The following is an 18,505-nucleotide window of genomic DNA, read 5'->3' on the forward strand; positions in this document are numbered from 1 at the left end:
AAGAAAGATTATGCTTTATTCATAACATAAAACCCTGCCAGGCAAATAATCAGGCCTCCTATCATACTTATTGAGGCATACAGGATGAATTGTACAATCAACCCGTCACGGATGAGTTTTAATCCATCCAGTGCAAAAGTGGAAAATGTGGTAAATCCACCACAAAGGCCAGCTATGAGAAAAAGAGCCGTCTGGTTGCTTAATTTAATAAACCCACCACTTAATAATCCGATCAGGAGACAGCCGATTAGGTTCACAGCCAATGTTCCAAAATAAGGTTTGTCTGCATAAAATTTCGCGGTAAATAAATAGGCAGCATATCGTGCAGCACTACCAATAAAGCCACCCATCCCGACAATTAAAATATCCTTCATGCTTCAAAGTTGCTTACATGAAGTTGTAATTCCGGGAAAAACTGATGGAATTCATTTTCAAAAGCAGTGTAATGGGCCTGCAAAGCCTCAGAGGCATCTTCCATTTTGCTTTCAAATTTGGTTCGCCGGCTCATCCCGGTAAGGGCACGATCGATCCCTTCAATGAATTGGTAATTGTATAGCCAATTGTCTTGAGACATATAACTCAGCATTCTCACGACTCCCTTAGGAATCATTTCCAGGTACTTGTTCATTAAACGATAGAAATTTTGCGTGTAATCGAGTAACGGTACGTTGGAATATCTCGACCAGTCCTTAGCTAAAAAGTGGTCATAGAACACATCCACTATAACTGGAGCATAATGCCTGAATTTCTCCCTTAATCTTATTTTGCTTTGAAGCACAATCTCATGGGTATCCGTGAAATAATCGATGCTACGGTGTAGTCTGATACCTTTTTGAACCTGATCCGGGTAGTGATCCATTTGTGAACCTTTCACAAAATCCCCAATGAAGTTTCCCACTAAAACCTCTTCATCATGGCCACTTAGATATAAATGAGCAAGGAAATTCATCAGCTTCCTAAGTTATACAGGAAATATTATAGTTTGAGATTAACCCATGTGGGTTTACTTTTGTGCGGTAAGTCGTATTTACGATTTGGAGAGTAAAGAAGAGAATCATCGAAAATAACTTCCCAAATATTGTCCGTTCTCATCTGAACATGCTAGTGCAACTGGCACGTGTAGATGGTGTCGTTGTGCAAGAAGAGATTGATCTCATCAAGCAAATTGGAAAAGCGAATGGTCTCTCCAATGAGGAAATTAGTGAGTCGTTTGAAGACCCGTCTGTAATTGAAGGGTTGGAAACACTGAACGATGATCAACGCTACGACTACTTATACAATGTCGTTCAGTTAATGAAAATTGACGGACGTATCTACAAAGAAGAAATTAAGTATTGTGCCAAAATCGCCAGCCGATTAGGGTATGATGAAGATGTACTTCGCGAACTCATGTTGAAGATTTACAGCGACCCACATATTACGACAGATAAAGAATCGTTAAAAGCAAAGATTCAAACCTATCTTCGGAAATGAGGGAGCTTGCTTTTCTTATACTATTCACACTTTCATTATTTACTTACTCTCAATCCCCTGATGAAAAAGCAATACGAGAGGTATTGGCGCAACAGGAGGAGTGTTGGAATGCCGGTGATCTCGAATGCTTTATGGACGGATACTGGAAGTCAGATCAATTGGTTTTCATCGGGAGTAAAGGCGTTACTTATGGGTGGCAAAAGACGCTTGACAATTACAAAAAATCCTATCCGAATAAGGCTGCTATGGGAACGCTTACATTCGAGCTGATTAATTTGGAGCCACTCAGTGATGATTTTTGGACAGTCATTGGAAAATGGAGTCTCAAACGCGAAAAAGATAATCCGAACGGTCATTTCTCTCTTATTTTCAGGCGATTAGGGAACGAATGGGTGATTGTTTCTGATCATTCCAGCTGATTTTCCGGCATACTAAATTTTGCTTTCTTCTGTTTTTTGAGTAGATTCTATTCTACTTAAAACATTAAATTCAGCAAAATATGGTAATGAGCTACAGAGGAGCAGAAGCTCCAAAAACTGAAGAACCGCAAGCACTCAAGGTGGAAGACTACATGGCCAGAAAGCTGATCACTTTCAAACCCGAGCAGGCGATGCACGAGGTAGTTGAAACGTTGATGAAGCATAAGATTTCGGGTGGACCTGTAGTGGATGATAATGGCCAGCTGGTAGGAGTAATTTCTGAAGGTGATTGTCTGAAAGAAGTGGTAAAGGGAAAATATGATAACATGCCGATTTTCACCGGACTTGTAGCTGAACACATGGCTAAAAATGTGATTACGGTGAGTCCTGACCTTAATATTTTTGAAGCAGCCAAAATGTTTTTAGAAAAACGATTACGTCGATTTCCGGTAATTGATGATGGGAAACTCATTGGGCAGATCAGTCAAAAAGATGTAATGAAAGCTGTTCTCAATGCGAAAAGTTCTACCTGGTAGTATCAAATAGCTTTATTTCGTATTTTCGTTCTTCATCAAATCTTAAATTGAAGAATGAAAAAGCTATTATCCTTATCCCTCTTACTTTTATTTATTTCTACTCAGGCTCAGGTAGATGTTAAGGCTATTGACAAATACATTGAGCAAGCCCGGAAAGACTGGAATGTACCCGGCATGGCAGTGGCCATTGTCAAAGACGGGAAAGTGGTCTTGAGTAAAGGGTACGGTGTAAAAGAAATAGGAGGGAAGGATAAAGTGGATGATAATACCCTTTTTGCCATTGCTTCTAATTCGAAAGCTTTTGTCGCTTCCTGTATAGCCAGACTCGTAGAGGATGGACAGCTCTCCTGGAAAGATAAGGTACGAGATTACCTGCCATACTTTACGCTTTATGGTGACGAATACATTTCCTCGATGGTCACTGTGGAAGATTTGCTTTGCCACCGCGTGGGGCTGGGCACGTTCAGCGGAGATGTGATCTGGTACAAGTCGGAGAAAACACCGGAAGAAATCATCAAACAAGCAGCTTTTGTACCGGAGGTATATGAATTCCGTGATGGATATGGATATACCAACTTAATGTTTATTGCAGCTGGTGAGGTCATCAGACAAGTGACGGGTGAGCCGTGGGAAGCCTATGTAAAAAAGCATTTCATGAATCCACTGGGTATGGAAAATACCGTCATTAGCATCAGTGATCTACCCGACAATACGGCGACTCCTCATAAACCTACTTTAGAAAGCGGCACAGTCCCCATCGAATGGGCTAGTTGGGATGCTCCAAGTGCCGCAGGAGGAATTATCTCCTCATCTACTGATATGGCAAAATGGATGATGATGAACCTGAATGGTGGTGAGTGGGATGGAAAGCAATGCATTGACAAAGAACAGCAAAATCTGCTATGGACACCTCACAATAATTTTAAACTAAGTGAGGGTTCCAAGGAATCAATTCCGGGGAGGCATTTTGCCGGCTATGGATTAGGTTGGAGCCTGATGGATTACCATGGGACTTTGGCGGTAAGTCATGGCGGAGGATATGATGGCATGTACTCACGGGTGATGATGGTGCCAGACTTAAAGCTGGGCGTAGTGGTACTTACCAATACAATGGAGGGTATTTCGACTCCTTTGGCATATTACATAGTCAATCAATACATGAAAAAGGATATGCGTGATTGGTCTGCCGAGTTTCTGGAAAGAGCCCGATCACGAAATGGCCATAAGGAGGATGTTGATGAAAGAAGGGCTGCTAGAAAAATGGGAACAAAACCATCTGTTGAGGAATCAGCCTTGGTGGGAACCTACTATGATCCAATGTATGGAGATATCACTGTAACGAATGATGAAGGTGAATTGAGAATAGATTTTCAGGATGCCCCATTATTATCAGCAACGCTGGAGCACTGGCACTATGATACTTATGAAATCAAATGGGATAAAGAACATGCCTGGTTTGATTTTGGTACTGTTTCTTTTGAATTGGATAATAACCTGAAAGTAGAGGGTATTGAACTTGACGTTCCGAATGGAGACATCTTTTTCCATGAGCTGCATCCGAAGAAGAAGTAGTTTACTTTGCCCATTTTAGAGGAGGAATCTTTTCTTCCTTACCGGAACAATCAATGAGTGTTTGAAGTCTTTTTTCTCTTGTTTCCTCACGCTTGGCACTCATCACCCAATGGATGGATTGCTTTTGATAAGTAGGAGAGAGTTTTTTATTAAAAAAGGCCCAGGCTTCTTTATTGGATTTAAACCTTTTGTTGAAGTCGGGGCTTAATGCTACTTTTCTCTGTTCAAAAGAAGCTTTTCCAGAGTTTTCAGGATCTCTTTTGGTATAGGCAGCTAATCCTGCTTTGGCGACCAAATTAGCTTTTTTTAACTCTTCAATTCGTTTAATGTTAACATGACTCCAATGGCTATTGGGCTTTCTGGGGGTAAATCGGATTTGATAGGCCTCATCATCAATCCGTTTTCGTATACCATCTATCCAGCCAAAACAAAGGGCCTGATCTACTGATTCCGGCCAGGTGATACTGGGTTTGCCTGTACCTTTTTTGTAGTAACCTACCCAAAGCTCAGTTTCTTCTCCATGATTGTCCTCTAACCATTTTCTGAAATCTTCAGGTGTAGGGAAGAAGGTGGTCATAAGAATGGAAGCAGATCAGGTTCCACAAACTCTTTCTTAGCTCTCTTATCAGCAAATACATTGAAACCGTAGTGCTGGCCAAGGATATCTTTGAAGTTGGTCAGCAGACGGGGAAACTCCTTAATGAAATCTTTAAAATTATCAGACTCAGCTTTTTGCATGAAATGATCCATCGCTTTCACAGATGCGATCGTCACTGTTTTGTTGAATTTATCGTACACCTCCAGTGATTCAGCAAATCCCTTGATCTGATCACACATGTTCATTTCCGCTTGCTCCCGACCATATTTCTGAATATGGATATAGGCCAATCGTAGGTGAGCTTCATGTGAAAACATGCTTGGTTTCAAACGATAACCCGCGAATATTTCTTCAAATGCTTCGTCCGTGTATTGCCAGTGATCCTTAATACGCATGATGCAAAATTAGATAATCTGAAAATGCAATCCTGTAAGAAGCAATAGACAATAGGTTTACTGGTTTATATCGATATTTCGATACCTTTTATAGAAATGCATCAAGTATTGAGGTATTTATTTGGGATATATCAAAACTTGATGTATTGTTACATTATGTATTCAAAAGAACTCTTAAAAGGGACATTAGAGGTGATCGTACTGCAGGTACTTTCTGAGAAAGGAAAGATGTACGGGTATGAGCTTTCTCAGATGGTGAAGGAAGCTACTGATGGGAAGATTCATTTAAAGGACGGCTCCTTATATCCGGCACTTCACAAAATGACGAAGGATGGTATACTCACATTCGAGGAAGTAAATATTGGGAAACGTGTACGCAAGTATTACAAGCTCACCGCAAAAGGAGAAGAGCAAAAGGAAACCCTGCTTGACGAAATGCGCGACTTTATCAAAACCATCGAAAAAGTGGTTTTCAAAGAATTCAAAACACTGCCCAAGCTATGTTAGACACCAAATACGAAGATCAGATCATTGAAGAGGTGAATCAAAGTGCCATCAAAGATCAGGCAATGAAAGATGACTTGATTGATCACTTCTGCTGCCTGGTAGAGATTGAAATGGACAAAGGCCTTTCTTTTGAGAAGGCTCTTCAAAAAGCATATTTACAAACAGCTCCGAACGGGCTGGAAGAAATACAAAAGGAAACTATTTTTTTACTCAATTACTCAAAAATCATGTTTATGAAACGACTAATGTATGTAGTTGGCTATCTCTTTGCTTTGGCATGGATAGTCGGAATTTTGTTTAAGACTATGCACTATCCAGGTGCAGGAGTACTTATGGGGGGTGGAGCTTTAGGACTGGCTGCCATCTTCTTACCACTGTTGTTAATCAACAAGTACAAAGTGATCACGAGAGAAGTGTTGAGCGAGAAGCTGAAATGGATTTTCGGACTAGCTTCGGTCTTCTTACTAATGACTTCCCTGACTCTGAAAATGCTTCATATGCCAGGAGGTAATATTATGATCTTCGTGTCATTTATGTTATTAGGCTTTGGTTTTTTGCCTTTCCTGTTTTTCAGGATGTACAAAAAATCCATCGATGAACTCTGAGGTCAAGGACTTAAAACTCAAAATGAAAGGGCTACCTGTTTCAGGTGGCCTTTTTTTAGCTTTACATAATGGTCACGCAATACAATATTGATTTAGCATCATATCCACGTGGGTTTCACCTCATTACTGATCAAATACTGAGTCGTGTAGACCTCTCTGGAATAGCGGCTGGACTACTCAATGTCTTTATCAAACACACTTCGGCTAGTCTCACCATCAATGAGAACGCCGATCCAACCGTGCGTTCGGATTTTGAAAGCCATTTCAATGCTTCTGTTCCTGAAAATGCGTCTTATTATCAGCATACCCATGAAGGTCCCGATGATATGCCCGCTCATCTAAAGGCGAGTACACTTGGTAGTTCAGTGACTATCCCCATCACCAACGGGCGACTCAACCTGGGAACCTGGCAAGGAATCTATTTAGGTGAGCATCGGGATCATGGAGGCAATCGGAAACTAGTGGTTACCGTTTATTCATAAGGTTTCAAAAAGTGCATTGATATAAATCATGCATTCGATTGATCATACCCATAGAGCGCGGAGTGTATTATATCCATCTTCGTTGTGATAAAAGGTAATGCTATGAAAACGAGACCGATTTCCGAAATAATGACCAAGCAGGTTCATCAAATTGATATCAACGATCCGGTGATCAATGCGCGGAACCTCATGGATAAATATGAGATTCATCACCTGCCAGTGATGGAAAATGGTAATTTGATAGGGATGCTCAGCTCCAATGATCTGAAGCAGGTACAATACCTCTGTGATTTTATTGGTGAACGATTAGAAGAAAGCACCATTTTCAAATCACTTTCCATTGAAGAACTGATGACAGAAAATGTGCAATCGCTTACCACCCATGCGACGACTGCTGAAGCCGCGCAGGTATTTAGTAATGCCTCTTTTCAATCCATTCCCATCATGGAAAATGACGAGCTTGTCGGTATTGTGACGACCAAGGACGTGTTTGCAGCCTTTTTGACGGATAATTAAAGAGTAACTGTAAATAGTTGTTCTTTCTGATCCTTACCTCTCAACTCGATCATACCATGAGATTTGAAAATGAATGAATTGGAGGGTAGTGCTTCCCGGAGTTTGCCAGAGATGAGGAGGTCGCTTTTTAGCTGGTTACACCTACTTTGAATACGAGCAGTGGTATTCAGTACATCACCAGTAAATACAATCTCTTTCTTCAGTGCTCCAACCTCACCAATGGTGACTTCTCCATAATGAAGGCCGGCTTTGAAGCTTATCTCAAAACCGTAATTTTTGAGAAAGCGATCTCTTTTTGATTGGAGTCGATCCTGGATTTCAAAGAAACACCGGATGCAATTAGCATTAGCTAATCCCTTTTCCAGTTTCCATGATATAACAATCTCGTCTCCAATATATTGATATACCTCACCCTGACAGTTCACGATCGGATCGGACATTAGGTCGTAGTATTCCTGGAGCAACTTGAAATACCTAACATGACCCAAAGCCTCAGCAATGGTCGTGGACGATTTCATATCCAGAAACATGAAAATACGCGTTTCTACTACTGGCTTGTGATACTTTCCGGTGAAGAAATTCAGAAAGACATGATGCCCCAGATTTTCACTTATTGCGGCATAAATCAGACTTACAAATAGTGAGATGGAAAGTTGAAATAGTGTATTTAAAAAGGTAATGCTTAGAAAAAACTTTTTCGTCCTACCCCAAACCTCCGGACTGCTGATACTTATTCCTTGCTCCAGGCTTGCCGCAATTGGATAATTAATTGCGATAATGACGATGAAAAGCACCAGGTAGACCAGGAATTTATAGAAGATTTTACTTCGCAAACTGTTCTTGCGAAAGTGCTTTTCCAAATAAACCATCTCAAGTGTGCCTACAAACAACCCAACAATCGTGATGGCGATGCTGGCATAAATGAATACAGGAAGTGTCAGGGTTATATCTGTTTCCGAAACTACAGCCTGGTTTCTGGTAGCAACAAACTCAGTAATAAGAAACACCCACCCTGTAAGGAGCCAGATCACTCCGAATGGGATAATTCGGGAGATATTGCGTTTTGTCTTTGGTGATAGGGGCATTTAGCTAGTAGCAGGTCTGAGTTTAAAACTAGTTGAAGTGCATCAAATAGCTCTATGATTTCCTTGATCTTCTGGAATCGATCGCCACTCCAAGAGCCACTCCTACTCCAATCCATACGGCAAGATTATCAGTCGCGACACCAATGGCGGTTCCCAGGCCTATTCCAAGAATCAGGCCCATGCTTTTTCTGTTTTTCATCTGGAGGCATTTTGTTACTTCAAATTACGAGGTACACATTATTCATGGATGAAATTTATGCTAAGCGGTTTTTATTCCGCCCGCATCGTTCGCTACAATACTTCACCTCAATCCACATCTTTTGCCATTTTTTTCGCCATGCAAAAGGTTTACCACAATTAGCGCAAGTCTTTGTAGGTAGATGTGGTTTTTGATGCATTTGATACTTTTTTAACCGAACAAGGTTGGTTGGTTCCATTGCTTTAGTTCTTTCTTACACTTCTTCCAAAACGCGAAAAAGGATCGGTAATAACCGGTGACACTAAACATCCAATCGCGAGGTTCCTCCAACCCACTATAGTTATTCAACGGATGTTCCTTATAAGTCACATCGTTAATGGAATACTCTTTCAACAACTCATCATATTCTCCCACAAAGACCTGAACCCCTTCAATGTTTTTGGCTAAGCCCATCATAAAATCAATGGAGTTTTGAGATATAGGATATTTCTTGAATACGCTAGGTTCTAATAATAAGACACGGTTTACATCCTTGTACTGGTGCCAGGTGGGGTCGAGGTTATAGAAATTATAAATGAGTGTTGGCTTCTTGATATCGATTGAGAGCTCATCAGATTCAGGAAGAGGAGTCTTAAGTTCCGGAACGATGGCGTCTTTCAGGACATCCGGAATAGCCATGTTTTCAAATTCGCTATAATTGACATCCAGGAAGGTGCCTTTCTGCTTGGTGTAGCAGTACTTGTTGATATTGCCCTGGTTCGCGTAATATTCTTTTCCGGCATTTGCACCTGACACCCACTGCCAGCTAAGTGCGTTGCTGGCCCAGTCTCCATCGAGGAGGTGGTAGTACATCCATCGTGCTGGTACCCACCAATGACTCTTTCCCACATTGCAAGCGATACTGGCGATGTACATGCGGACGTGGTTGTGTAGATACCCTGATTCATAATATTCATTAATGGCATCATCAATCGCATTGATTCCGGTTTTTGCTTCGATCAACGCTTTGGGCATTTCATGGTTTTGTACGTTCGGCTGCTCTCTTCTCAAGTCCGAATTGATTTCATCGCCTTTGGCAATCCATACTTGTTGCCAGTAATCACGCCACGCTAGCTCCTGAATGAATTTCTCGATCTTTTTGGGATCAAAGCCTCGTTCCATTACCGAGTGAAAGACCTGACAGGTTGAAATCACCCCACGTGAAATGTATGGAGAGAGTTTAGTGATAGCACCATCGATAAAATTGCGTGTCTTTCCATATTTAACTGGTTCAATGGCCTCAATTTGATCTAGGATATCCTTGTAATCGGTACTAAACATTATCGTTTGCTGATTTTATTTAAACTGATTTGCTTCTGTCTCGTGGATTTAAATCGGGTCATATAATCTGGCTGCTTCTTGAGATGCTTCTGACTAGTCCCGGAATTCACCCGCTTTCTCCAGAGATTGAAGCTGCTTCTCTTCAGTTCCGAACGCATGAGTTTGATCACTTCTTTTTCCGGCATATCGAATTGAAACTCAATTGCTTCAAAAGGCGTGCGGTCTTCCCACGCCATCTCGATGATTCTGTTTTTGTCTCGTTCGGTTAGTTTCATGTCACTTTTAATCTGTTACCCTGAGCATGTCGAAGGGTGTGTTGTCGGTTTCGGCAGGCCTGTCTGCCGTCAGGCAGGCTCAACCTGACACTAGAGTATGATTCCTGCCTCAATCAAATCCTGAAACATTAAGATGTTGTTTTCTGAATTTGTTTTGGATTTCATCACTTCAAACCAAAACAGCTCGTGATCACCTTTTACATTCTTTCTTCCCTTCATTTCCAACTTTAGGTATCCGCAAGCCCCATCAAGCACTCTGAGGTTGTTCCACTTGGTGAGTAAATCCTTTGAAACAAGCCTGTCAGTTTTCTTGATTTGTTTTCCGCTCTTTTTGCCTAGAAGATTCACCAGGTTTTGATGGTCCTGATGAAGGATTTGAAGCACGCATTCGCATCCCTTATGAAGGTTTTCATACGTTTTGGAGTAATAATCAATTGCTATCATGAAAAGCTTGGGCTTCATGCTTACGCCGTGACATAAGTGCAGACGTTCATATTGAGCTGGTCATCCACATAGGTTGCCAGACTGTAAACCGGCATGTTTACAATATTCCAGGGTCGTTTTACACCCATTAGAGTGCCTCGATTGCTTTCAGTACTTTGTCAGCCTCTGCTGCTTTTTCGTCGCTGGCTTTTCTGTTTGTTTTTGAAAGCGTGTATGATTCTTTCATCAGCTTCTCATATTTTTTCTGAAGCTTTTCTTTTGGAGATGTTCTGCTAAATAGTCCCATGGTGAGAGAACTATAATTAGGCTGGAATGTTAGCGGTTAAGCACTTTTTTGCATGTGCTCTTCTCTAAATTCTCCGGGAGAAGTACCCACAAGTTTTTTGAAGTTTTTGTAGAAGGAGACCTTATTTCTAAAGCCCGATTCCTCACCGATGGCCTCTAGTTTTAGATGGCTAGATGATTCGTTTAGGAGTTTACTTTTTGCTTCTTCTACCCTAAACTCATTAATCAGTTCAGAGAAGGATTTCTCAGAGAAGGCATTGAGTGCCTGAGAGATTCGATATTTGGGTACTCCTAGTTTTTCAGCAAAAGAGGACAAGTTAAAATCAGGGTCTTTGTAGTATTTGTTTTGTTCGAGCACCGAATTGATCTTTTGCACCAGGTAATCCCCATCTTCTTTGGTTAAGCTGCTGGAAGAGTATTTTGGCTTCACCTTTTCTTTGATGAAGCTGTATTCACCAAAGTAGGTGATGCCGTATGTCAGAATGACAAACCCCGCACAGATAATATAATCCAATCGAAGAGTGTAAAATCCAAAAATTAATGAGGTGACGTATGCAATTTGACCTATGATAAATGAAGCATATGCAAGAATAAATAGTCGGTTGATGGTCGTGAATTTCATCGTTCTTACAATAGCAAAACCGTAACCTAAAAACAAGATGATCTTAATCCATGGTAGTATAGCTCTTGCTACAGGCAGAAAGCCGGGTGGGGGTTGAATGAAGAAGGACATTACTATCCAATAGATGGTAAAAACCACAACCGGTATAAGGTGATAAGGGAGGTATTTCAGCTTCGCTCCCTTTTTTATGTAATAGTAAAAGGCAAAAGGCATAAACCAGTTGGCGGATACAAATAGCCAGATGATAGCCGCTGGTGGGCCAATGATTTGAGCCCAGTAATTCACATAATGGATGATGGTAATCGAGAACATGAGTAGGTATAATCCTAAAAAGCGCTTGCGTCTACTATCGCTGATGATAAACATCATGGATAAGATCAATCCATTGATAGCTGCAGCCAAGAAAAGTATGAGTTCCCAGGTCATGGTATTCTTTAAAACAAGAGTGAAAAGGTTATTCCTACTTTTTCACCAACGCATAAATGTAATCAGGAAACGGAATTAGGGCATAAATATTCGTTAATGTTAACCACTTACAGTTGTTGGGCTAAGTGAGCGGAGGAGTAGATGAGTTATAATTATCGTAACAAAAACAAAAAACATGAAAGCGACACTACTAATTGCAGGCATTATGCTATGCCTAATTGCAACAGCACAACAACCGCCCCAACCTTCAGAAGAAGACTTGTCCAAAATGGATTTCTGGGTCGGGAAGTGGGATTTGACTTGGGAAGGAGGAAAAGGTACTAACCTCATTGAAAAGAAACTGAGCGATCGTGTCATTCAGGAAAACTTTGAGGCTATTGAAGGAAATTTCAAAGGATATTTGGGCACCAGTATAAGCACATTCAATCCGAGAGATGGAAAGTGGCACCAGGCATGGGCGGATAGCAATGGCGGATACATTGATTTGATAGGAATCATGGATGGAGACACTCGTATTTTCCAGATGACCAGCCCTCGGAAGCTTCCGGACGGAAAAGAAATACTTTCAAGGATGCGGTTTTATGATATCACAGAGGATTCATTTACCTGGGATTGGGAGGCAACCACAGATGGAGGCGAGACATGGAATCTGAGTTGGAGAATCAATTATCAGCGAGCAGAATAACACATAGTAGTTGGTTTTTAATGGTATTTCGGCTTATCTCTGTTTTTAGAGGTGAGCTGTTTTACTTTATCCATTTATCCATGAAAAAGATTTTTTCTATTATCGTGCTAGGCATAAGTTTAGCAGCTTCAGCACAGGTTATGTACCCCTCTGGTTCCGATTTTTCAAAAGCGGAATATCGTGCCTTCGACTTTTGGATTGGAGAATGGGATGTTGATCTAAAAATCCGTAATGAAGCGAACGAATGGCCTGTTACCAAACAAGCGCGGGTAAAGGTGTTCCCTGTTTTGAAGGGGAAAGCCATTATGGAGTTGTGGAATGAGAAGAAAGAAGGACTGGATGGTATTCGAGGATTTAGTTTAAGGTATTATAATAATGAATCGGGCAAATGGGATTTGATCCTTCATTGGCCCAGGCCCAACTGGGGTCGTACTGCAGTATTTCAGGGAGAGGAAATCCATGGTAGATTTGATTTTCAAACAAGATTTCCTCTCAACGATAGTACTTTTCAGACAGTGATATATCGCTTTGCAGATATATCCGAAAACACATTGCGCTGGCAGGATTTTTATTCACGAGACGATGGAACTACATGGACCAGTAACTGGATCATGGAGTTTACAAGAAGGGATAAGTACCCAAAGGCCCTGGTAGATAAAGAAGCACACACCTATTTGGACGGAAGCCGATGTTCAGCGGATCAGTATATGACCATTAAAAACCTGTCAGAGATTAAATCATTTGAATGGAAAGGAGAAAATTATAAGGCAACAACCTATAAAATTTTGGACGGATGTGCCACACTCATTTTTGGTTTGACAGCTTCATATCCGATAAAAGAAAAATTATTGTTGATTACCTATAACACACCGGAAAAGAGCTTTGAGATCATCGAGCTAAATAATGATACCAAGTCACTGGATTGGTACAGGGGTGGCTTTGATAAAAGGGTATTCTCCCTTCAGGAGGTTAAGACCGAGGAATCTCTGAAAATAAAAATAGACTCGGAATTAATGTCATTTGTAGCAAAGTAAGTGTAGAATCCGGCTCAGCTTCAGGTTGAAATTATTCAATTTTTAGGATGAGATTAAAGCTGGTTCGATTAGTTCAAAATGATAAGAAAATGAAAAACTTGATAAAATCACTATTTATCGTTTTTACAGGGATGTCATGCTCCTTGATATACGCCCAATCAGGTTATCCGATGTGGAAAGAATTGAAATCTGGCTCGTATCAGGTAGGCTTTAAAACAATAGACTACCTTGACAAAAGCAGAAGCATACCTGGTGAGATTGGAGATACTCAGTTTTTCCCTATTCAAATAGCCATTTGGTATCCAACCTCTGACGAGTGGACACGAGAAAAAGCGGTTTCCTTTGAGCACTACTTCTTAAAAACAGCTCAAAAAAATGACTTCAAACAATTAACGGAGGAACAAAGGAAGCAAGCCATGGATATATTTTTTGGCTATGCTAAGCATGGTCTGTCAATAGATTTTTCGTCAGGGGAACGTGAAGAGATTGGAAATAGAATTACAGCGGCTATTCCAGAAGCAAAGCAAGCCACAGGTCCGTTTCCTGTGCTGCTTGCCGGTCATGATGGGGGTGTATGGAAGATGAGTACTTTGTGCGAATATCTGGCAAGTCATGGGTATGTTGTCATCTCTACAGGACCCTTATCGGCATCTAATAGATTGTTTCGGCAGCACACCCAACAAGCTATCAACAGGCGGATACGTACGCTTGAAATTGTGAGAGGAATGCTGGACCAGTTCCCAGCGGTTGATCAGTCAAAGATTGGTTTGCTTGGACTTAATTCAGATGGTCTGTCGACGTTATTGTATCAAATGAAGAATCAAGAGGCAGATGCAATGGTGTCCATTGATGGGTGGGAAGGTAAAAATAACGGTGCTGGTTATGCAAAAGAATCAGTCTATTTTGATTTGAGTAAGGTTCAAATCCCACGATTAGAATTTCATCAGCATGAAAGTTTGGATAATGAAGCACTTTATGTGAATACCTCCATTTTTGATTCGTTGACCCAAATTGATAGACTTTCCTACATCATGATGGATTTTGGTCATGCCTATCTCACCGGGAATCTTTTTGTGCTATCACAACTCGATCAAAAAACGAATGAACAACATTATTTCTGGTATGAAAGCATTAGGCATTTTTTTGATGCCTACCTTAAGAATGACGCTTCTTCAGAAAAACGATTATGGACCAATCAGTCTGGTGAATCAGGTTTCTTTTATAGAGATAAAAGGATCAGAGGAAAGTAAATGGCGGAATACAGATGAGTAATACGTTGTATCTATACATGTACATATATATGCTTACTGTTCTTCTTAGTCATCCATCTAATCTATGTGTATCCAATTCTTTGTTGAAAACAAATATGATGATTTTGGGTCACCACTCACCAGCTTCTGATCTGCACAGTCGCCTGAACCTGCGGAAGGTATTTCTACAATGTTGTTGGGATCTTCAGCAGTCATTAAGCCGATAGCTACCTTAAGCTCGCCTTTAAACGTGTTTCGGTCTATAATAAACTCTGTTTCACCCACCTGTCCCATGCCCATCGTATTTGCTACCCAGCCGTTACTATCCAGGTATTTTTTTCGTTTGGCGATGGTAGCGGCATCCATACCTTCTTCCCTCATTTGCCAGTCAAACTTTTGAGTGGTAGTCCAATTATTTCCTTCTTTTTTATAATTAATTGATCCTAAGGCAGCCGATGCGTGCAGCACATAAACTTCATTTAGTTCATTGCAAATACACAAACTGGCGACATATAACTCCTTTGATCTAACCGCTACTTGCAGGTAGTCTCCTGACGAATCTACCATCAGCTGGTTATCTTCATTTTCACCAATGATTTTGAGTGAATTTGATTCAGTAACTGAGATGCTACCGTCAAGGCTTTGAAGGTCTTGCGCGTTTATGTTAGTTGCAAAAATTATGATTGTAACAAGGGAAACTGCTTTTTTCATGATTGAATTTTTTCTTGAAGCTTTAAATCTACTGACCACTTTCCACCACCTTTAATCAACAAAGCAATGATGATGGTAAATACAAGCAAGTGAAACTCAAATCCTTCACCCCGGCCAGGTTGGCTATACCAGTTCATGAAGAAACCAAACTGACCATGAACCAGATAAACGGCTCCCAGCATAATAATACCGAGTGCGGCACTCATGATGCGGGTACACAACCCAAGAATCAGGCAAATCATACCGATGGATTCACCTAAGATGACCAGCCAGGTAATGAAACCCGGAACTCCCCACCATTGCTGCCACATATCTACAGTCCATTGAGGGCCATGGCCTCCAAAGACGCCCAATATTTTTTGTAATCCATGTGGGAGAATAACAACCCCCAATCCTACCCGAAGGATAAAAGGGACAATGTCATTGGACGTATTTAAGATTTTTTTCATAATTATTTTTTTAGTTGATCAATCTTGCTCTTAAAAGCATTTTTATGAACATTCAATAAATTCTCCGGGTAGCCCTCTGCTGATTCTGTAAGCCTAAGTCCTATCTCAAATTGCTCAAGTGCTTTCCCCTTTTCCCCCATTTGCTGATAGTAGTCACCCAAGCTGTACCTGGGAATGTGATGTTCGGGGTAGTTTTCAATGTTGGCCTGAAAAACTCTGAGCGCTTGATCATTCATCTCAAAGCTCAAAAGCATATAGCCAAGATCATCTAGTATTTGTCTTGCATTCTGATTTGCAGGATCTACAATGAGGAGAATTTTTGCTACCGCAAGGGCCTTGTCTATATCTCCTCTGCGTTGATAAAATGTACCTATTTGCCGAAGGGAGAAAATGTCCTGTTGGAGCAAATTAAATGTGTCTCTTTCGCTTTCTTTTTGAATGATTGATATAACCTCGTCAGGAGAGTACTTATCAAATAAGGCTTCAAGCTCTGGTAAATTCGGCATGTTAGATTGTCTAGGTGTATACTCCATCGTTACCAGCTCAGGATCAAATTCAGCGGGTACTTGTGCGGATTGAATGCGTGACTGAGACGGAGAGTTTCCTTTTAGTGACGCATCAAAGAAATGTTTTAAATAATCATTGAAAATATGGAAGGACTCGATTACGTCTTCCGCTACATCCTCTCTGTTGTTGAGGTGTGTGGCTGCCAGGTATCCCTCTGAGGCAAAGTCCCAGTGATGCTGAGGTTTCTCGAGAATGAGCCTATGGATATCTGCATATTTCATCAGATACAGACTATCAAGAAAAATCTCCTCTTCTGTGAGCTTGCGACTGAAAATGTGGAGGAATGGAATCCTGACCTGTTGCGGATCATAGGATGATAAGGCAGTCAATCCTTCAAAAAGCCCTTCCATGAAGTAACCACTTTCGATATCGGCAATGGCGTCCACATCGGCATTTAGCATGGCAAAGTGTACTTGTGCAAATCCTGATCCACTGAAGCCAATAGTTCCCAGTTTTTGTTGATCTGCAATTCCCATTTTTCGAAGTTTCATCGTTGCAAACTCCATATCGCGGGCCATATTGATATAGGTCCTGGACATGACAGGATAATATTGATGCGATTGTGCCTCATAATCGTGGTGGCGTACATAGGCAACAATGTAGCCTTGACTAGCTAGATATTCATTCGTGATAAAAGTGGAGGTTGGGCGCAACTCACCTATTAGCAATGGAAATTTTTGTGAATGATAGCCAGCACCAATGGATGCTTTCCATTCCAGGCTTTTCAGTTGCTCCCAATCTGATTCTTTAAAAGCACCATACCAGGTGCGGATCGCATTTTTGTTTCCATAAATAAGGCTTTTATCAGGTAGGGTTTCCACTGAGCCGTTTTCATCCTTCCACTTTTGACTCGCCATGTATTTTGCTGTTGTCATCTTAGAGGTAGATGAGGAGAGGGTTGGATACCAAATGTGTACTTTGATTGTGCGATATCTGTTCTCAGGCTGTGCCAGAGGTTCGTTGGTCATCACACGAGATGAATCAATGAGTGTGAGAATTCGGAATCCAACATTGTGCGGACCATAGTTTAGATCTTGAGCGAAAGACTGAAAAGCGAGTAGGCAGATCAGTGGATACATGGTGAATGTTTTCATCATATTGCTATTGGTGTTTTGTACTTTTTTCTTCACCACTTCAGACCTTTACTTATTTTCACCTCTGATTTTTCGTACCATTCTGGCATGATCATTCGCATTGTAGCTCTGCCATAAAATCTGCTCCACCATCCACTCACCCTTTTCATTTTTTGTCATAAGCAGGTAGTCGAATCCCCAAATAGCGTACACTTTCACATTGGCAACACGCTCATCCATGTCCAGTATCTCAACATCTTTGGGAGCAGTGGGAGGGATCCAGCCTTTCTTGTTATACGTTTTGGCAGTGTGCTTCAATTCATCGTATGTCATTGGGCTTACAGACCAAGTGCTGTCTTTTCGGGTGTAGTAGTATCCTTGCTTTACAAGGTTGGGCGAGATGCTTGTCAGTAATGTGGTATCTACCTTATAAATGCTCTCAAGGTAGTCCATAGCCACTTTTTCAACCTTTGTTTTGTCATCTGCGTGTTTATCATCAAGCATGAGAGGGAGAGGATTCTCCTCATCTTCATCATACCAAACCATGGCTGCAATCTTCCATTCATCATTTTCGTTTTTCACTAGCTGGATACTGTTGATTCCTCGCTTGGAATGTATGCCCTGAGGCATTTTAATTTCAGCCTTGTAGGAGCTAAAGAAGTGGGCGATATTACCGTAGACTTCAGATTCATTGGAGATTTCAAATTCAGAAGCTTTTAGAATGATTCCCTGCCTTATCTGATCTTCATAAACTTTCAAAAATTCAGCCGGTGTGAAGGATACTACAGTAGAATCGCTCACCCACTTAAACTGTGCTTTCTCTGTAAAAAGCTTCAACCCCTTTTTGAAATCAGGGATGGTTTTCCCGTCGTAATTGATCGACTCATAAAGTGCATCCACTGTCTCTTGCGGGGTTTGTGCATTCAGACTAATAGCCAGTGCTAGAAATAATAATGTTAGGTTGTTTTTCATGTTGT

The 18,505-nt window shown here is 41.0% G+C and carries 27 protein-coding genes; 11 read left to right on the forward strand and 16 right to left on the reverse strand.

Annotated features, from left to right (window positions below; all coding sequences use genetic code 11):
* Positions 1–8: 8 nt before the first annotated feature.
* Together ACOQON_RS02885 and ACOQON_RS02890 are read right to left on the reverse strand one after the other, a co-directional pair.
* The gene (locus ACOQON_RS02885; protein WP_420577415.1) at positions 9–374 is read right to left on the reverse strand and encodes a fluoride efflux transporter FluC; all 366 of its coding nucleotides are present in this window, start codon (positions 372–374) and stop codon (positions 9–11) included.
* Positions 371–949, reverse strand: a complete 579-nt coding sequence (locus ACOQON_RS02890; protein WP_420577416.1) for an ACP phosphodiesterase — start codon at positions 947–949, stop codon at positions 371–373. Before ACOQON_RS02890 ends, ACOQON_RS02885 begins: the two co-directional genes overlap by 4 nt.
* A gap of 149 nt (positions 950–1,098) precedes the next feature.
* Between ACOQON_RS02890 and ACOQON_RS02895 the strand changes: the two genes are divergently transcribed.
* From ACOQON_RS02895 to ACOQON_RS02910, 4 genes are all read left to right on the forward strand, one after another.
* On the forward strand, positions 1,099–1,473 hold the full coding sequence (locus ACOQON_RS02895) for a TerB family tellurite resistance protein (RefSeq protein ID WP_420577417.1): 375 nt from the start codon (positions 1,099–1,101) through the stop codon (positions 1,471–1,473).
* On the forward strand, positions 1,470–1,892 hold the full coding sequence (locus tag ACOQON_RS02900; protein ID WP_420577418.1) for a YybH family protein: 423 nt from the start codon (positions 1,470–1,472) through the stop codon (positions 1,890–1,892). The genes ACOQON_RS02895 and ACOQON_RS02900 overlap by 4 nt, the downstream gene beginning before the upstream one ends.
* Before the next feature lie 80 nt (positions 1,893–1,972).
* Entirely contained in the window at positions 1,973–2,428 is a 456-nt protein-coding gene (locus ACOQON_RS02905; protein WP_420577419.1) for a CBS domain-containing protein, read from the forward strand.
* 54 nt (positions 2,429–2,482) lie between these two features.
* Entirely contained in the window at positions 2,483–4,000 is a 1,518-nt protein-coding gene (locus ACOQON_RS02910) for a serine hydrolase (RefSeq protein WP_420577420.1), read from the forward strand.
* 1 nt (position 4,001) lies between these two features.
* On the opposite strand, the gene ACOQON_RS02915 is transcribed toward ACOQON_RS02910, so the two are convergent.
* The gene (locus ACOQON_RS02915) at positions 4,002–4,577 is read right to left on the reverse strand and encodes a YdeI/OmpD-associated family protein (RefSeq protein ID WP_420577421.1); all 576 of its coding nucleotides are present in this window, start codon (positions 4,575–4,577) and stop codon (positions 4,002–4,004) included.
* Positions 4,574–4,993 carry a hypothetical protein gene (locus ACOQON_RS02920; RefSeq protein WP_420577422.1) on the reverse strand — a complete coding sequence of 140 codons (420 nt, stop codon included), beginning with the start codon at positions 4,991–4,993 and terminating at the stop codon, positions 4,574–4,576. The genes ACOQON_RS02915 and ACOQON_RS02920 overlap by 4 nt, the downstream gene beginning before the upstream one ends.
* Positions 4,994–5,149: 156 nt before the next feature.
* Between ACOQON_RS02920 and ACOQON_RS02925 the strand changes: the two genes are divergently transcribed.
* The 4 genes from ACOQON_RS02925 to ACOQON_RS02940 all read left to right on the forward strand — a co-directional run bounded on the left by ACOQON_RS02925 (position 5,150) and on the right by ACOQON_RS02940 (position 7,103).
* The gene (locus ACOQON_RS02925; RefSeq protein ID WP_420577423.1) at positions 5,150–5,500 is read left to right on the forward strand and encodes a PadR family transcriptional regulator; all 351 of its coding nucleotides are present in this window, start codon (positions 5,150–5,152) and stop codon (positions 5,498–5,500) included.
* Entirely contained in the window at positions 5,494–6,105 is a 612-nt protein-coding gene (locus ACOQON_RS02930; protein ID WP_420577424.1) for a hypothetical protein, read from the forward strand. Before ACOQON_RS02925 ends, ACOQON_RS02930 begins: the two co-directional genes overlap by 7 nt.
* A 68-nt stretch (positions 6,106–6,173) precedes the next feature.
* On the forward strand, positions 6,174–6,587 hold the full coding sequence (locus ACOQON_RS02935) for a secondary thiamine-phosphate synthase enzyme YjbQ (protein ID WP_420577425.1): 414 nt from the start codon (positions 6,174–6,176) through the stop codon (positions 6,585–6,587).
* Positions 6,588–6,689: 102 nt separating this feature from the next.
* Complete coding sequence (locus ACOQON_RS02940) at positions 6,690–7,103, forward strand: CBS domain-containing protein (RefSeq protein ID WP_420577426.1); 414 nt, start codon at positions 6,690–6,692, stop codon at positions 7,101–7,103.
* On the opposite strand, the gene ACOQON_RS02945 is transcribed toward ACOQON_RS02940, so the two are convergent.
* From ACOQON_RS02945 to ACOQON_RS02980, 8 genes are all read right to left on the reverse strand, one after another.
* A complete protein-coding gene (locus ACOQON_RS02945; protein WP_420577427.1) occupies positions 7,100–8,188 on the reverse strand; it encodes an adenylate/guanylate cyclase domain-containing protein in 1,089 nt (362 codons plus the stop codon). The genes ACOQON_RS02940 and ACOQON_RS02945 overlap by 4 nt on opposite strands.
* A 52-nt stretch (positions 8,189–8,240) precedes the next feature.
* Positions 8,241–8,387 (reverse strand): hypothetical protein, encoded by a 147-nt coding sequence (locus ACOQON_RS02950; protein ID WP_420577428.1) that lies wholly within the window; start codon positions 8,385–8,387, stop codon positions 8,241–8,243.
* Positions 8,388–8,442: 55 nt separating this feature from the next.
* Entirely contained in the window at positions 8,443–8,625 is a 183-nt protein-coding gene (locus ACOQON_RS02955; protein WP_420577429.1) for a DUF2256 domain-containing protein, read from the reverse strand.
* A complete protein-coding gene (locus tag ACOQON_RS02960; protein WP_420577430.1) occupies positions 8,598–9,707 on the reverse strand; it encodes an FAD-binding domain-containing protein in 1,110 nt (369 codons plus the stop codon). Before ACOQON_RS02960 ends, ACOQON_RS02955 begins: the two co-directional genes overlap by 28 nt.
* Complete coding sequence (locus tag ACOQON_RS02965) at positions 9,707–9,982, reverse strand: TIGR03643 family protein (protein ID WP_420577431.1); 276 nt, start codon at positions 9,980–9,982, stop codon at positions 9,707–9,709. Before ACOQON_RS02965 ends, ACOQON_RS02960 begins: the two co-directional genes overlap by 1 nt.
* 90 nt (positions 9,983–10,072) lie before the next feature.
* Positions 10,073–10,426: a flavin reductase gene (locus tag ACOQON_RS02970; protein ID WP_420577432.1), complete on the reverse strand. Its 354-nt coding sequence runs from the start codon at positions 10,424–10,426 to the stop codon at positions 10,073–10,075.
* Positions 10,427–10,553: 127 nt separating this feature from the next.
* Positions 10,554–10,712: a Lacal_2735 family protein gene (locus ACOQON_RS02975; protein ID WP_420577433.1), complete on the reverse strand. Its 159-nt coding sequence runs from the start codon at positions 10,710–10,712 to the stop codon at positions 10,554–10,556.
* A gap of 36 nt (positions 10,713–10,748) precedes the next feature.
* A complete protein-coding gene (locus tag ACOQON_RS02980; RefSeq protein ID WP_420577434.1) occupies positions 10,749–11,759 on the reverse strand; it encodes a helix-turn-helix domain-containing protein in 1,011 nt (336 codons plus the stop codon).
* 175 nt (positions 11,760–11,934) lie between these two features.
* On the opposite strand from ACOQON_RS02980, the gene ACOQON_RS02985 reads away from it, so the two are divergent.
* The 3 genes from ACOQON_RS02985 (at position 11,935) to ACOQON_RS02995 (ending at position 14,728) form a co-directional block, all read left to right on the forward strand.
* The gene (locus ACOQON_RS02985; RefSeq protein WP_420577435.1) at positions 11,935–12,444 is read left to right on the forward strand and encodes a hypothetical protein; all 510 of its coding nucleotides are present in this window, start codon (positions 11,935–11,937) and stop codon (positions 12,442–12,444) included.
* A gap of 80 nt (positions 12,445–12,524) precedes the next feature.
* A complete protein-coding gene (locus ACOQON_RS02990) occupies positions 12,525–13,478 on the forward strand; it encodes a hypothetical protein (protein WP_420577436.1) in 954 nt (317 codons plus the stop codon).
* An 89-nt stretch (positions 13,479–13,567) separates the two neighbouring features.
* Positions 13,568–14,728: a hypothetical protein gene (locus ACOQON_RS02995; RefSeq protein WP_420577437.1), complete on the forward strand. Its 1,161-nt coding sequence runs from the start codon at positions 13,568–13,570 to the stop codon at positions 14,726–14,728.
* Between the two features lie 78 nt (positions 14,729–14,806).
* On the opposite strand, the gene ACOQON_RS03000 is transcribed toward ACOQON_RS02995, so the two are convergent.
* Genes ACOQON_RS03000 through ACOQON_RS03015 form a run of 4 tightly spaced genes read right to left on the reverse strand, consistent with a single transcriptional unit; the run spans position 14,807 to position 18,500 of the window.
* On the reverse strand, positions 14,807–15,439 hold the full coding sequence (locus tag ACOQON_RS03000) for a hypothetical protein (RefSeq protein WP_420577438.1): 633 nt from the start codon (positions 15,437–15,439) through the stop codon (positions 14,807–14,809).
* Entirely contained in the window at positions 15,436–15,888 is a 453-nt protein-coding gene (locus ACOQON_RS03005) for a DoxX family protein (RefSeq protein ID WP_420577439.1), read from the reverse strand. The genes ACOQON_RS03000 and ACOQON_RS03005 overlap by 4 nt, the downstream gene beginning before the upstream one ends.
* A gap of 2 nt (positions 15,889–15,890) precedes the next feature.
* On the reverse strand, positions 15,891–17,585 hold the full coding sequence (locus ACOQON_RS03010; RefSeq protein ID WP_420577440.1) for a hypothetical protein: 1,695 nt from the start codon (positions 17,583–17,585) through the stop codon (positions 15,891–15,893).
* A 12-nt stretch (positions 17,586–17,597) separates the two neighbouring features.
* The gene (locus tag ACOQON_RS03015) at positions 17,598–18,500 is read right to left on the reverse strand and encodes a hypothetical protein (RefSeq protein WP_420577441.1); all 903 of its coding nucleotides are present in this window, start codon (positions 18,498–18,500) and stop codon (positions 17,598–17,600) included.
* Positions 18,501–18,505: the final 5 nt, after the last annotated feature.

It is taken from the genome of Ekhidna sp. (genome assembly GCF_965221965.1).
In the GTDB taxonomy this organism is placed as follows: domain Bacteria; phylum Bacteroidota; class Bacteroidia; order Cytophagales; family Cyclobacteriaceae; genus Ekhidna.